Origin of the sequence: Pedobacter cryophilus (assembly GCF_005116455.1) — a bacterium.
GTDB classification, from domain to species: domain Bacteria; phylum Bacteroidota; class Bacteroidia; order Sphingobacteriales; family Sphingobacteriaceae; genus Pseudopedobacter; species Pseudopedobacter cryophilum.
In genome coordinates this window covers 410,707-425,200 of record NZ_SWBP01000002.1, presented here as the reverse complement: position 1 = coordinate 425,200, position 14,494 = coordinate 410,707, and the positions used below count along the sequence as shown (strand labels likewise).

The window sequence follows — 14,494 nt, the reverse complement described above, 5'->3', positions numbered from 1 at the left end:
CCAAAATGAAAAAAATTGCATTTTGCTTTATAGCATTGTTTATTTACAGCCATAGCTTATTGGCACAAGCACCCAATTGGGCGGTAAAAGAAAGTGATTACCAGTACACCATGACCTTTGTTGCCAAACTTAATGTTGACGGTAAACGCTTAGTTAACCCAAATGATAAGGTGGCTGCTTTTGTGGGCAATATTTGCCGTGGAGTAAGCGGAGTAACTTACGTTGCCAGCGAAAAAAATTATTACGCTTTTCTAACCGTTTTTGCTAATCAACAAGGGGAAAACATCAGTTTTAGATTATATGATGCCGAAGCAAATAAAACCACCACAGTAAGTAAACAAACCGCATTTGTGGTGAATGAGCACAAGGGAAATTTGTTTCAATCTTATAGCATTGCCGAGCCAGCTCTTAATTACCAATCAGAAATACTCTCTTTTAATTTTATGAATATCACCAGTTTGGCCTCTATAATTAACAGCAATACGGTAAAAATTAACATTTCAGAAAGTTACCCCTTGGCTAATTTAAAACCTGTATTTACGCTAAGCAAAGGCGCTAACCTTTACAAAAATAGAATGCTTCAAAAATCTGGCGAAGTAACCGATAATTTTTCATCTCCAATCACTTATGAAGTACTATCTGAAGATGAATCTACCTTAAACAGCTATACAGTAAGTGTGAGTCAATCAACCGACCCTACCCTATTTTATAGAAAAAATGCAGTATGCTATGCCCGTGGAGCTATAAAAGTAGTTTCAAAAAAAGAAGGTGCCGAAGTAAAAGTAACCAGTGATGGAAAAACGGTGGCCACCAAAAAAATCACAAACGGAGAGGCATTATTTTCTGAACTAAATGCAGGTTCATACATCGCTACCGTTGGTAATGAATTTAAGGTTATTAATATTTTAATGAAAGATAAATAGATATGAAAAAAGTAATGAATAGCACTCTAAGATTAAAAATTGTTTTAAGTCTGTTGGTTCTTGTTTTATTTTTAGGATGTAAAAAAGAGAACAAATGTAATGATGTAGTACAAGGTGATTTTGAATTAGTAGAATAATTGTGCCTTATAAATTCAATCATATTTAATGTTCATTTTATTTAAAATTTTAGAAAAGCAAAAGCAGTGCGGCTATTTTACCGATAGTCCGGTGCTCTGCTAAATTTTTTGCTCCTCCCCTTTTTTCCAACGCAGCAAAAAGATACCGCTGCCGCCCCGGTTTAAATTACTTGGGCTTTTGCTTCTTAAAAACCGCCCTTCTTATAGCGTCTGAAAAATAAAAATTTAGCTGGCAACATCTATCATGAATGAAGAGACTCCTTATGTAAGCATTAAGCAAATTTTTTAATTAAAAGTCCTTTAGACAACCTAAATATTTAAAATCAAATGATATATTGCATTACATATATAAAAAACATACGCTATTGGTAGCGTATAGCAACTAGTTATAAGAAATGCTTACCTATATTGTGGTAACTGAATGATCTGAAACTGAACATTATGGAAATACAACTATTCAAATTTAAAATCCCGAACAAAACTATAAATTTTCAGGATGCAGATATTTGTCTGTCTGAACCATTAAGTTATTACGAATGTCGTAGGTTAGTTAAGGAAAAACTTGAATCAATGGATAAAGTATTGTTTGGAGAAGTTAGCCTAGCTTTTGAGGATAATTTGATTATCGCCCATGGTTTATGTCAAGAAATCGTTAGTAGCGGTAATCAGTAGGTACTTCCTCAATGCTTAGTAAATTATGGTTTTTTATAATATGTTGTAAATGAACTAATATTGTTTCCACCTCTTTTACTTTATAACCTTTTAATAACTTTAAAATTAGGTTGACTATCGGTTTATCTTCTTGTCTCATATCTTTACTTGTTGTCTTATACAAACAAAGGTAAGTACCGAATTTGGGTTATTTTTTTGGGGGATTAACTGAACTATTTAAACTAAACTTAATTTATCATAATGAAAAACTATATTTTTAAAACACTATTTCTAATTGTGTCTATTGTAGGTCTATATTTGCTTTATACAATTAGTGATGGTTTAAAAAACAATCGTTATCAGATGTTTAATAACAGGGTACTAGATACAAAAACTGGGGAAGTTTATCGCTATCTTCTTAGTAACGGAAGTTATGAAATATATAAAAATGGTAAGAAATTAAATGTAAAAACTTTACCAAATTAAAAACTTAATTTCACCATTTTAAAATGAAACTAAAAATAAAAATTGATGACGACCTTTCAATCAAAATACTTAGACAACTTAGAAATAAAGGTGTCGGTTTTGAAGACAACATAACTAAAACACTACAATCCGTTAATCTTGCAGAAAATAGTGATGAATCCAGTATTCTTAATTTACATAATCAAAGAGTAATGGAGTTATTAATTTATATGTCTAAAATTGATTTAATTCTTTATAGAGACTTATCATACATAGAAAAAGATTCAGATAACTTTAAAAAACTTAAAATATTTGCAAGACTAACTGTAAATGGATTAATAACATTAAATAATTTAGAAAATTCTGACCGACAAAGTTCATATCAAAAATTGAACATGATATTTGTGCTTTGTACTGCAATTTTTGTTGCTGTAACGGGAACAGAGTCTCTTATGAACATAATCCAGAAATGTACAGATACATCTGAACCAACAGAAGTGCGCTCATCAAAAACAACTGAATCACAGCTAAAAAAATCAAACTTCCTGCAAGTAGATTCCAACAAAAATTTTCTTCCTCGTAAAAAGCCATAATCTTAATTGCTTAAATGGTTGACACTTGTATTGGCGACTAAAAAGTACTTCTTATAATCGAGTAGACGGCCTCACCCGATTTCTCTGATGAAGTGCGCCTCTCGCACCATCCCGAAAGCATTTCGAGACGGTTCAAAAAATGATGGGTTGAGTTCCATGTAAATATCCGACATAGATTGATAGCCTCGTTTCTTAAGCCTTTTTAGGGTTATGGTAGTAGTTAGAATTAGGCTTTGGGCAATATGCCAGCCTCCTTTTTCATGCTTTTTTATTGCTTTTCTGGTATTCGTGAATGCAGAGCATTTCTGGTTCTACTCCAAGCATAAGCATGGTCTTTATCTACGCCTAATCGGATGAGGTTTTTCCGCTTACTTTCAGGCTTCTTCCTCCCGATGGCTATCGGGACCTCCAAATGCAATAGCGAAGTCGATTCCGCAGCCAGCCATCAATATCTCGTAAATTCCTTGAATACTTGTCCCTCTGAAATAGTTTAACCATCCACGCTAGATTTCGTTGATTTTTCGGATCCGTTCCTCGAAACTTTTTGGCGCTGTTTTGCGGGTCGCCTCTTTTAGATGCTGCTTCCCATTCTGGTTTCAGTGTTCCTTTTTCAGGATCACTGAAATTTTTAAAATGAAGACAGAGGACTGTGTCCGGAAAATTAGCAGAAACATTTTCAGAAAATACATACCCGTAACTTTTAGCGATTAAATCCCTAGCTAACAAATAGAGATTATCTTCCACCCACAAATTTGCCTGCATATATATATGCCCTTATGTAGGCAGAATAATGACTGACTTTTTCCACCTATTTTCTTAAATTTATATTGTGAAAAAACAGAAAGAAAAACATACTTGACGGGTTAATCTAAACAAACATCTAACATTATGAAAAAGTTACAATTCAAAGTAAGCATCAATGCACCTGTGTCTAAGATTTATGATTTTATGCTTGGCATCACCAGTAAATCAACTTATGAACAATGGACTTCTTTGTTTAACCCAACATCTACCTATGAAGGAAGTTGGGGCAAGGGAAATAAAATTCTATTTATCGGAACAGATGAGAAAGGAGAAAAAGGAGGGATGGTTTCTAAGATAGCTGAAAACATTCCGAACCAATTTGTTTCTATTCAACATTATGGTCTTTTAAAAGCTGACAAGGAAATTACAGAAGGACCAGAAGTAGAAAAATGGGCTAACGGATTTGAAAACTATACCTTCGAAGAAAACAACGGTCCTAATAGCTTTCGGGTTACAACCGTTACTGTTGACTTAGACACCACTGAAGATTTTTTAGGTTATATGAACCAAACCTATCCAAAAGCACTCGACAAGTTGAAAGAACTTTGTGAAAAATAATCTAATAATCCGCCATATCGCCAAGTCGAAAACCGTTAGGCTTTATAGTGTTACCACATCCTACACTTACACATTTGAATAAGAAATAAAAACTGAAAAATTAAAATTATGGCACTTATCAATCCTCACATTAACTTTAACGGAAATGCCGAAGAAGCATTTAATTTTTACAAATCAGTATTTGGCGGTGAGTTCGCAAAAATAATGCGTTTCAAAGATTTAGCAAGTGCTGAATTTCCAGTAGCAGCACATGAAGCAAATAAAATAATGCACATTGCCTTACCAATTGGTAAAAGTATTTTAATGGCTAATGATGTACCTGAAATACTAGGAAAAACAAATGAAAATGAGAACAGAAGCAAAATTGTAATTAGTGCAGAAAGTAAAGAAGAAGCTGATAAATTATTCAATGGACTTTCGGTAGGCGGACAAATTGAAATGCCTATTTCTGACAGCCCTTGGGGTTCTTATTTTGGTATGTTTAGAGACAAATATGGAATTGAATGGATGGTAGATTTTGACTCGAATTACAAGGGACAAATTTAGCCAAAGAAAAACAACAAAAGCCTTATCAAGTAAGACGGCGTAGACGCTCCGCCCTTCTCCAAGCGCAAAAAATAACCTTCTTCTTATGATATTACCAAAATTTGGTACTTTTGTAGAAAATATAAAATTATGGGACGTAATACATCTGTTTCTTTAGGTGATTATTTTGAAAAATTTGTTGATAATAGAGTTTCTGAAGGTAGATTCAAAAATGCAAGCGAAGTTATTAGAGCCGGCTTAAGATTATTAGAAGAAGAAGAAAGTAAGATAATTGCTCTAAAAAAAGCTATAAATGAGGGAATTGTTAGCGGAATTGTGAAAGATTTTGATCCAAAAAAACATCTTGAACTATTGAAAGCAAAAAAAAGAAATGGCTAACTACATTTTAACAAACAAAGCCGTTGATGATTTATCTATGATTTGGGATTATACCTATGAAATTTGGTCTGAAAATCAAGCTGATAAATATTATTTAGAACTCATTGAAGATTGTAAAGAGTTGGCAGAAAATCAAAAATTAGGCAAGATTTATAACGAAATAAGTCCCGAAATTTTTGGCTATAAATCTGGTCAACATATAATATTTTACAGAATACTAAGTGAAGAGAAAATCGAAATCACAAGATTTCTACATTCGAGAATGGACCTAAAAAACAGAATTCAAGAATAAAACTTCAGTTAATCAAGTAAACACCTCCACCAGCAACTGAAAGGTTGCGCCTCTCCACAATTTAAAACAAAAAAACCCGCCCTCAAAAAGAGAACGGGTTTTAAAATATGATGATTTAAAGAATATTATTTCTTCTCTTCGTCTTTTACTTCTTCAAAATCAACGTCGGTTACTTCATCAGCAGCATTACCTGCGTCAGTAGCTTCACCTGTTGGTGCACCTTGTCCGCCATCTTGAGTAGCTTTGTACATATCTTCAGATGCAGCAGCCCAAGCAGTATTTAAAGCTTCAGAAGCAACATCAATATCAGCAAAGCTTCTGGCAGCGTAAGCATCTTTCAATGTTGTTAAAGCAGCTTCAATTGGCGCTTTTTTATCTGCCGGAATTTTATCTCCGTATTCTTTAATTTGCTTTTCTGTAGAGAAAATTAAAGCATCAGCAGCGTTAATTTTATCAGCTTCTTCTTTGGCTGTTTTATCAGACTCGGCGTTAGCTTCTGCTTCTTCTTTCATTTTCTTGATATCCTCATCAGATAAACCAGATGAAGCTTCAATTCTAATTTTTTGCTCTTTACCAGTTGCTTTATCTTTTGCGCCTACATGTAAAATACCGTTAGCATCAATATCAAAAGTAACTTCTACTTGAGGAATACCACGTGGTGCTGGTGGAATACCATCTAAGTGGAAACGACCAATAGTACGGTTATCTTTTGCCATCGGACGCTCACCTTGTAAGATATGAATCTCAACAGATGGTTGATTGTCTGATGCAGTAGAGAAAGTCTCTGATTTTTTAGTTGGAATGGTTGTGTTAGACTCAATTAATCTTGTCATTACACCGCCCATAGTTTCAATACCTAAAGAAAGAGGCGTAACATCTAATAATAAAACGTCTTTTACTTCTCCTGTTAATACACCACCTTGTATTGCAGCACCAATAGCTACAACTTCATCAGGGTTTACACCTTTAGATGGAGATTTACCGAAGAATTTTTCAACCGCTTCTTGTATAGCTGGCATACGAGTAGAACCACCTACTAAAATAATCTCATCAATATCTGAAGTAGACATTCCCGCGTTTTTTAAAGCAGATTTACAAGGATCAATAGTACGTTTAATTAAATCGCTAGCTAAAGATTCAAATTTTGCTCTTGATAAGTTACGCACCAAATGCTTAGGTCCGCTAGCATCAGCAGTAATGTATGGTAAGTTAATTTCAGTTGAAGTAGCGCTAGATAATTCAATCTTCGCTTTTTCAGCAGCTTCTTTTAAACGTTGTAAAGCCATTGGATCTTTCACTAAATCCATACCGTATTCGGTTTTAAATTCAGTTGCTAACCAATCAATAATTACTTGGTCAAAATCATCACCACCTAAATGGGTATCACCATCAGTAGATTTTACTTCAAAAACGCCATCCCCTAATTCAAGGATAGAAACATCATGAGTACCACCACCACAGTCAAAAACCACAATTTTCATGTCCCTATTGGTTTTATCTAAACCATAAGCTAATGCTGCGGCAGTTGGCTCGTTAATAATTCTTCTCACTTTTAAACCAGCAATTTCTCCGGCTTCTTTAGTCGCCTGGCGTTGTGCATCGTTAAAATAAGCAGGAACTGTAATAACAGCTTCTGTTACTTCGTGACCTAAGAAATCTTCAGCAGTTTTCTTCATTTTTTGAAGAATCATTGCAGAAATTTCTTGAGGCGTATATTTACGGTCATCAATTTCCACTCTTGGAGTGTTGTTATCTCCTTTAACCACTTTATAAGGTACACGACTAACTTCTTTAGTCACCTCATTAAAGCTGTTACCCATAAAACGCTTAATCGAGTAAATGGTCTTCGTGGGGTTAGTAATTGCCTGGCGTTTTGCAGGATCACCAACTTTACGTTCTCCACCTTCTACAAATGCAACGATAGATGGTGTTGTGCGTTTACCTTCACTGTTTGCTATAACTACAGGTTCATTACCTTCCATTACAGATACACAGGAATTGGTCGTTCCCAAGTCGATTCCGATAATTTTTGACATGTTTATATTCTTTTATTATTTACAAAATTCTATTTGATGATCATTTAACAAGCCTTGTGCCAATAAACAAGTGGCAGCAAATCCTCTTAAGCTGGCAGTAAAACCATCACAATTAAACAGGATGAAGCAAAATAGCAGTGACACCTTGTCAGATTTATAGGTTCAAAAGGTCATTATGTTTTAGAAAAACAAAGGCAGTTTCTTATTACTTAAGATAGCCCAGCCCTTCACTGTATCTTTTTTGCCAAAAAGCAAAAAAGGATGCCGTTGCTGTCTGGTTTATTTTTCAGGTTCCTTCTTTTTTTAACTCAAAATCTAAAGCATAAAAAAAGCGATAGTTTAAAAAACTATCGCTGTAAATAAAATAATTTATATTACTAAAAAACTCTTTTAGTGTTCAATCTCATCACATCTTTTATTAAAAAAATTATGAATCCTTTAATTAATTGAATTTGCTTCATGTTTATATTTTTAGATAAATAGTATTACAAATATGATAAAATAAAGCGGCTTTTATTAAAACATTTCACAAAACCCTAAAAATACCATAAAGTTGGTAGTAGCTTTTATCAACATTAAGCCCAAAATATTGCACATCATCAAACATCTTTCTATTTTAGCTGCGATGGAAAATTTTATTGTTTCGGCTAGAAAATACAGGCCAGTGCTATTTGATAGTGTAGTTGGACAACAACACATTACCAATACACTAAAAAATGCCATCAAAAACAATCAGTTGGCACAAGCTTTTCTTTTTTGTGGACCACGAGGGGTTGGTAAAACTACTTGTGCCCGTATTCTTGCAAAATCTATCAACTGCACCAACCTTACTGATACTCATGAAGCCTGTGGAGTATGTGATTCTTGCAACTCTTTCCAAAACGGAAATTCTTTTAACGTTCATGAATTAGATGCTGCATCAAATAATTCTGTTGATGATATTCGTAGCCTAATAGAACAAGTTCGTATCCCGCCACAAGCCGGAAAATTTAAAGTTTATATTATAGATGAGGTACACATGCTTTCGCAAAGTGCCTTTAACGCCTTTTTAAAAACATTAGAAGAACCACCTTCTTATGCTATTTTTATTTTAGCCACCACAGAAAAACATAAAATTTTACCTACTATTTTATCTCGTTGTCAAATTTTTGATTTTAACAGAATAAGGGTGGAAGATATGGCTAATCATTTAGCCAGCATTGCAACAAAAGAAGAAATAGCTTATGATATAGATGGCTTACATCTGATTGCCCAAAAAGCCGACGGTGGTTTAAGAGATGCCCTTTCTATGTTTGACCAGATTGTGAGTTTTTCTAATCGAGCGGTAAACTACCAAGCAGTAATTGATAATTTAAACATCTTAGATTATGATTATTACTTTAAAATCACCGATTTTCTTTTAACACAAAACACACCAGCAGCATTATTACTTTTCGACGAAATTTTAAATAATGGTTTTGATGGAAACCACTTTATTACAGGTTTAGCTAATCATTTTAGAAATGTTTTAGTTTGTAAAGATGCAGCTACAGTACAACTTTTAGAAGTAAGCGAAAGCATTAAGTTGAAATATTTAGAGCAAGCCAAACAAGCACCTGCTTCTTTCTTGTTAAGCGCATTAAATATTAGTAACCAATGTGATTTAAATTACAGAATCAGCAAAAATCAGCGGTTACAGGTAGAACTCACCCTCATAAAAATAAGTCATCTATCACAGGCTTTACAATTAAGTCAATCAGAAAATGTTCAGCTTTTAGCTGAGCAATTAAAAAAAAAACCTGAAACAGTTTTAGCTGAAGACCCTGCCGAATACAAAAAAACTGTAGAAACTTCGATAAAGCCAGCTCCAAGTATTATTCCTCAAATTCCTAAAACAGAGCCTAAACCTGTAGAAAAAACCGACGAAAAAGAAGTAGAAACCAAACCTATTACGCCTAAATCATTTTTACCCAAAAGCGGCATTGCTACACTTATTCCTAATTTAAATAATCCTAATAGTATAAAAACTAAGGAAGAAAAAGAAGTAGAAATAATAGAGGTAACAGGAAATGAAAAAGAAGATTTTACGCAAGAAGATTTTATAAAAGCTTGGGTTAACTACTCAAAGCAGGTAAAATCCGAAAACAAAATGAGTTTAGTAACCTTAATGGATAACTACACTCCTACCCTAAAAGAAAACTACATTATAGAACTACAAATAGAAAATAAGTTTCAGGCTGGTGAGCTATTGCATGAAAAAACCGGCATTCTTAACTACCTAAGAACCCATTTACATAATTTCTCTATCCAATTAGAAACCGTAATTGTAGAGCAGTTAGAAAACAAAAAGCCTTACACTTCTACAGATAAGTATTTGTTTATGGTAAAGAAAAACCCAAAATTAGAAGACTTTAGAAAAACCTTTAATTTAGATTTAGATTAGGCGCTATTTTTTAAATTTAGGATAACCTTCCTCGTCTAAATCATCTCTATTATCTTCTGGTGTTTGACTTAACTCATCATCCACTTCATTCACTTTTAGAGAATCATCTGTGGTAAGGTGCATCCCTAATTTCTCTACCTCGGTTTCTAAGGAAAGGTTTTTATCATACTCATCACCAACATAAGGGTTGGCTTGGTCGTAATCAGAATTCATATCCTCACCGGCATCTGCCGCAGTATCATAAGGATCATCATGCTGGTAATCTTCATCTTCTGATTCTACATCTAACTCAAAACTATTTTTTTTCTCATTATATTTAAGATCTTGAGCTTCATTATCTCTTAAATCAGACTCTCCGTCCCTGTTGAAACGTTCATCAATATTATTTTTTGGCTTATTTTTCATAATGATTCTTTTTACAATGAAAACACCACCAGAAATATGCCAATATTGAAAAAACTTAATAAAACATTTATAATTAAGTCATGCTGTTTAAAATCAAAAACTTATCTTTACGCCTCGTGAAATTTGAAGACAGAAAACTATAAATTATGAGTAAAATCAAAGTTGCTAACCCAGTTGTAGAGTTAGACGGTGACGAAATGACCAGAATCATCTGGAAATTCATTAAAGATAAATTGATCTTCCCTTACCTTGATCTTGATATTAAATATTATGATTTAGGAATGGAATATCGTGATGAAACCGATGACCAAGTTACTATAGATGCGGCAAATGCCATTAAACAGTACGGCGTAGGTATTAAATGCGCAACCATTACACCTGATGAAGCTCGTGTAAAAGAATTTGGATTGAAACAAATGTGGAGATCTCCAAACGGAACTATCAGAAATATTTTAGATGGAACTGTTTTTCGTGAGCCTATTGTAATGAGCAATGTACCTCGTTTAGTACCAAACTGGACAGCACCAATTTGTATTGGTCGTCATGCTTTTGGAGATCAATACAGAGCTACTGATTTTGTAACCAAAGGAAAAGGAAAATTAACTGTAAAATTTGAAGGCGAAGACGGAACTGTTCAAGAATTTGAAGTTTTTAACTTTAAAGGAGACGGTGTTGCTTTAGCCATGTATAACACAGATGAAAGTATTTTTGGCTTTGCAAGATCTTGTTTTAATCAAGCTTTAAGCAAAAAATGGCCTTTATACCTTTCTACAAAAAACACCATTTTAAAGAAATACGACGGTCGTTTTAAAGATATTTTTGAAGAAGTTTATCAAAATGAATTTAAAACTGCTTACGCCGAAGCAGGTATAACTTATGAGCATCGTTTAATTGATGACATGGTTGCTTCTGCATTAAAATGGAACGGTAACTTTGTTTGGGCTTGTAAAAACTATGATGGCGATGTACAGTCTGATACAGTAGCACAAGGTTTTGGTTCTTTAGGTTTAATGACATCTGTATTAATTACTCCAGATGGTAAAACTATGGAATCTGAGGCTGCACATGGTACAGTAACTCGTCATTACCGTGATCACCAAAATGGAAAACCAACTTCTACAAACCCAATTGCATCTATTTTTGCATGGACAAGAGGTTTAGAATTCCGTGGGAAATTAGACAATAACCAAGAATTGATTAATTTTTGCCAAGCTTTAGAGCAGGTTTGTATTGAAACTGTAGAAAGTGGCAAAATGACTAAAGATTTAGCGGTTTGTATCCACGGAAATAAAGTAACAAAAGATCAATATTTAAATACTGAAGATTTCTTAGCGGCTATAGATGAAAATCTACAAGCTAAACTAAGATAATCTTTAGTTGAAAAATAAAATCTAAAAAGCCTGAGTTAAAAAACTCAGGCTTTTTTTATATTTAATCTTTAGAGTAAACCTATGAAAGAAGATAAAAAATTAGGAGAATTAGCATCAACATCTATTTGCGGAAATGATATCAGCTCTTCGGTGCTGTATGTATCTGCTTTAACCATCAGTTTTGCTGGTCAGTATGCTTGGATAACACTTTTAATTGTAGCCGTTGTACTCTTTTCTTTCAGAAAAATTTATGGTGAAGTTGTTGGTGCTTTACCATTAAATGGAGGTGCTTATAATGCATTATTAAATACCACCAACAAGTCTATGGCCTCACTGGCAGCTTGTTTAACCTTGCTTTCCTACATGGCTACGGCGGTAATTTCTGCAAATGAGGGGATGCATTATTTACATCATCTTATCCCTTCTCTACCCATCATCTTGTCTACAATTATCCTATTAGCAATATTTGCGGGTTTAACCATTATGGGCATCACAGAATCTGCAAAAGTGGCTATTGGTATTTTTATATTTCACCTCACTACCATGGTGGTATTAATTGCAGCTATGGTCATTTATGTTTCGCAAACTGGTTTTGATGAACTCATTAGAAATTGGAAAAGTCCTTTACCATCAGGAAGCATCGCTACTGCCATATTTTTTGGTTTTGCGGCCTCCATGTTGGGTATAAGCGGTTTTGAAAGTTCGGCTAATTTTGTGGAAGAGCAAAAAGAAGGTGTTTTTCCTAAAACATTAAAAAACATGTGGATTGTGGTAAGTGTGCTTAATCCATTAATTGCATTTTTAGCCATTACTGTTTTACCAATTTCTGAAGTAAAGGTTCATTATACCACACTTTTATCTCACATGGGCGAAATTTCTGCTGGTGGCTGGCTGGCTTTTGTAATTTCTATTGACGCAGTTTTAGTATTGAGTGGAGCCGTTTTAACTTCTTTTGTAGGCGTATCTGGTTTATTAGAACGTATGACATTAGACCGAGTGATGCCTAATTACTTTCTTAAAAAGAATAAAAAAGGCAGTTCTTACAGAATTATATTGTTGTTTTTTATCCTCAGTGTTTCGGTGTTGATCATCACAAATGGAAATGTAAGTTTATTGGCTGGTGTTTATACCATTTCATTTTTAGCTGTTATGGCTTTATTTGCAATTGGTAATATCCTGCTAAAAATAAAAAGAAAAAAATTACCCCGACCAGAAATAGCGAGCTGGATTACCGTACTTTTTGCTTTAGGAGCCGTTTTAATTGCCTTGCTGGGAAACATACTTATTAAGCCCGCAAGTAGTGATCAACCAAGAAATATTGTAGTTTTCCTTGAGTATTTTATACCGGCCATTATCTTTTTAATGATCATGCTGAATAGAACGGCGCTTATCAAATTCTTAATTCACGCTATCCAATACTTGTTTAATCCCTTGCATGATTTTATTGATAAACATCAAGTAGGTGTACCGTTAAGAAAAATGGTCTATGTAATTAACAAAAGTTTAATTAGACTCATCCATAGAATTAATGAGCAAGAATTTGTGTTTTTTACCAAAGGAGATAATGTAGCAAACCTTAATAAGGTGATGCTTTATTTGAAAAATAATGAGCATACCCGAAAAATTAAAATTGTTAATGTTCTAAAACAAGGAGAAGAAACACCTCCTAATTTAATAAGCGATATAGAGGTTTTAGATAGGGTTTACCCCGATATTGATATAGAATATGTTCAATTAAAAGACAGGATATTTTCTCCTAAATTGATACAAGAGCTATCTGTTGAGTGGAATATTCCGGTAAATTTTATGTTTATTGGCTCTCCCGGAAATAGTTTCCCTCATAGAATAGCGGAACTAGGCGGTGTAAGATTAATTATTTAAAAAATGGACGGAACAATTAGAAATAATATTAAAATAGGTGCTTTAGTTAATATCGTGTTAAAAAAAGACCAACGCAGCGGTGAGCTTACAGAAGGTATTGTAAAACGTATTTTAACAAGTGCGCCAAAACATCATCGTGGCATAAAAGTGATGTTAGATGACGGACAAGTTGGACGTGTACAAGAAATTTTAGAAAAAGACTAATAATTTCTTAAAAAACGCCTGAAGTTAAGCCTCCATCTATAATTAAATGCTGACCGCTGATGTAAGACGCTTTATCCATTGCAAAAAAAGCAATAGCTGATGCTACTTCTTCGGCTTGTGCTACCCTACCTATTGGCGTACGTTTTTGTATTTTTTCTAATCTTTCTAAATCTGCTAAATATGAAGTGGTTAAAGGAGTAACTGTAAACCAAGGCGAAACTGTATTGACCCTAATTCCTTCTTTTGCCCATTCTACTGCTAAACTTTTGCTCATTTGAATCATTGCGGCTTTGGAGGTAGCGTACGGAGAACCCGTACCTACATCAAAACTTCCAGCAACCGATGCTACATTTATAATTGCCGAATTTTTAGCTGCCAACAAATAAGGATAGCAAAGCCTGCAAAATTCAAAAGCACTAAAAAAATTGGTATGATAAACTTTTTGATATTCTTCTTCGGTATATTCTATCGTTTTCTTTCTGATATTCATCCCTGCGTTGTTTACCAAAACATCTAATTTGCCCCAGAGTTTATGAATATGATCTACTACTGCTAATCTATCTTTTGCAAGGGTCACATCTGCCACAAAACCCATTACATGATATCCTTTTGAAACATATTCCTGTTCCATTTTCATCACTTCATCCTTATTTCTTGCAGTAAAAATTATGATTGCGCCTAGCTCAGCAAAAGCTTCAACTGTTGCCTTTCCAATTCCTTTGGTTCCGCCTGTAATTAATACTTTTTTATGATTTAGATTCCAGCTGTTCATAGCTTATTTTATTTAATAATAATTCCCTTGTTAACCTTGTAACTATAAATTTAAAAC

Annotated in this window: 16 protein-coding genes; 13 read left to right on the top strand and 3 right to left on the bottom strand. The window is 33.9% G+C overall.

Going from position 1 to position 14,494, the window contains the following annotated elements; translation table 11 throughout:
- The first annotated feature begins 5 nt into the window (after positions 1-5).
- The 9 genes from FA046_RS07120 (at position 6) to FA046_RS07080 (ending at position 5,347) form a co-directional block, all read left to right on the top strand.
- Positions 6-923: a hypothetical protein gene (locus FA046_RS07120; protein ID WP_136825694.1), complete on the top strand. Its 918-nt coding sequence runs from the start codon at positions 6-8 to the stop codon at positions 921-923.
- Positions 924-937: 14 nt separating this feature from the next.
- The gene (locus FA046_RS17525; protein ID WP_262709947.1) at positions 938-1,060 is read left to right on the top strand and encodes a hypothetical protein; all 123 of its coding nucleotides are present in this window, start codon (positions 938-940) and stop codon (positions 1,058-1,060) included.
- Between the two features lie 441 nt (positions 1,061-1,501).
- Entirely contained in the window at positions 1,502-1,732 is a 231-nt protein-coding gene (locus FA046_RS07115; RefSeq protein ID WP_136825693.1) for a hypothetical protein, read from the top strand.
- Positions 1,733-1,972: 240 nt separating this feature from the next.
- A complete protein-coding gene (locus FA046_RS07110) occupies positions 1,973-2,197 on the top strand; it encodes a hypothetical protein (RefSeq protein ID WP_136825692.1) in 225 nt (74 codons plus the stop codon).
- A 23-nt stretch (positions 2,198-2,220) separates the two neighbouring features.
- Positions 2,221-2,769, top strand: coding sequence for a hypothetical protein (locus FA046_RS07105; RefSeq protein WP_136825691.1), 549 nt, complete (start codon positions 2,221-2,223; stop codon positions 2,767-2,769).
- Positions 2,770-3,657: 888 nt separating this feature from the next.
- Positions 3,658-4,131, top strand: coding sequence for an SRPBCC domain-containing protein (locus FA046_RS07095; protein ID WP_136825690.1), 474 nt, complete (start codon positions 3,658-3,660; stop codon positions 4,129-4,131).
- A gap of 108 nt (positions 4,132-4,239) precedes the next feature.
- Positions 4,240-4,677 (top strand): VOC family protein, encoded by a 438-nt coding sequence (locus FA046_RS07090; RefSeq protein ID WP_136825689.1) that lies wholly within the window; start codon positions 4,240-4,242, stop codon positions 4,675-4,677.
- A gap of 129 nt (positions 4,678-4,806) precedes the next feature.
- Positions 4,807-5,055, top strand: a complete 249-nt coding sequence (locus FA046_RS07085; RefSeq protein WP_136825688.1) for a type II toxin-antitoxin system ParD family antitoxin — start codon at positions 4,807-4,809, stop codon at positions 5,053-5,055.
- Positions 5,048-5,347, top strand: a complete 300-nt coding sequence (locus FA046_RS07080; protein WP_136825687.1) for a type II toxin-antitoxin system RelE/ParE family toxin — start codon at positions 5,048-5,050, stop codon at positions 5,345-5,347. The genes FA046_RS07085 and FA046_RS07080 overlap by 8 nt, the downstream gene beginning before the upstream one ends.
- Before the next feature lie 125 nt (positions 5,348-5,472).
- Here the strand turns inward: FA046_RS07080 and dnaK are convergent, their stop codons facing one another.
- Complete coding sequence (gene dnaK / locus FA046_RS07075) at positions 5,473-7,383, bottom strand: molecular chaperone DnaK (protein WP_136825686.1); 1,911 nt, start codon at positions 7,381-7,383, stop codon at positions 5,473-5,475.
- Positions 7,384-8,008: 625 nt separating this feature from the next.
- Here dnaK and FA046_RS07070 point away from each other — a divergent pair.
- Complete coding sequence (locus FA046_RS07070; RefSeq protein WP_136825685.1) at positions 8,009-9,805, top strand: DNA polymerase III subunit gamma/tau; 1,797 nt, start codon at positions 8,009-8,011, stop codon at positions 9,803-9,805.
- Between the two features lie 3 nt (positions 9,806-9,808).
- Here the strand turns inward: FA046_RS07070 and FA046_RS07065 are convergent, their stop codons facing one another.
- Positions 9,809-10,210, bottom strand: coding sequence for a hypothetical protein (locus FA046_RS07065; RefSeq protein ID WP_136825684.1), 402 nt, complete (start codon positions 10,208-10,210; stop codon positions 9,809-9,811).
- A 146-nt stretch (positions 10,211-10,356) separates the two neighbouring features.
- Here FA046_RS07065 and FA046_RS07060 point away from each other — a divergent pair, with 146 nt between their 5' ends.
- From FA046_RS07060 to FA046_RS07050, 3 genes are all read left to right on the top strand, one after another.
- A complete protein-coding gene (locus FA046_RS07060) occupies positions 10,357-11,580 on the top strand; it encodes an NADP-dependent isocitrate dehydrogenase (protein ID WP_136825683.1) in 1,224 nt (407 codons plus the stop codon).
- 81 nt (positions 11,581-11,661) lie between these two features.
- Positions 11,662-13,461, top strand: coding sequence for an APC family permease (locus FA046_RS07055; RefSeq protein ID WP_136825682.1), 1,800 nt, complete (start codon positions 11,662-11,664; stop codon positions 13,459-13,461).
- Positions 13,462-13,464: 3 nt separating this feature from the next.
- Complete coding sequence (locus FA046_RS07050; protein WP_136825681.1) at positions 13,465-13,665, top strand: YwbE family protein; 201 nt, start codon at positions 13,465-13,467, stop codon at positions 13,663-13,665.
- Positions 13,666-13,672: 7 nt separating this feature from the next.
- Here FA046_RS07050 and FA046_RS07045 read toward each other — a convergent pair whose 3' ends face one another.
- On the bottom strand, positions 13,673-14,437 hold the full coding sequence (locus tag FA046_RS07045; protein ID WP_136825680.1) for an SDR family oxidoreductase: 765 nt from the start codon (positions 14,435-14,437) through the stop codon (positions 13,673-13,675).
- Between the last annotated feature and the right edge of the window lie 57 nt (positions 14,438-14,494).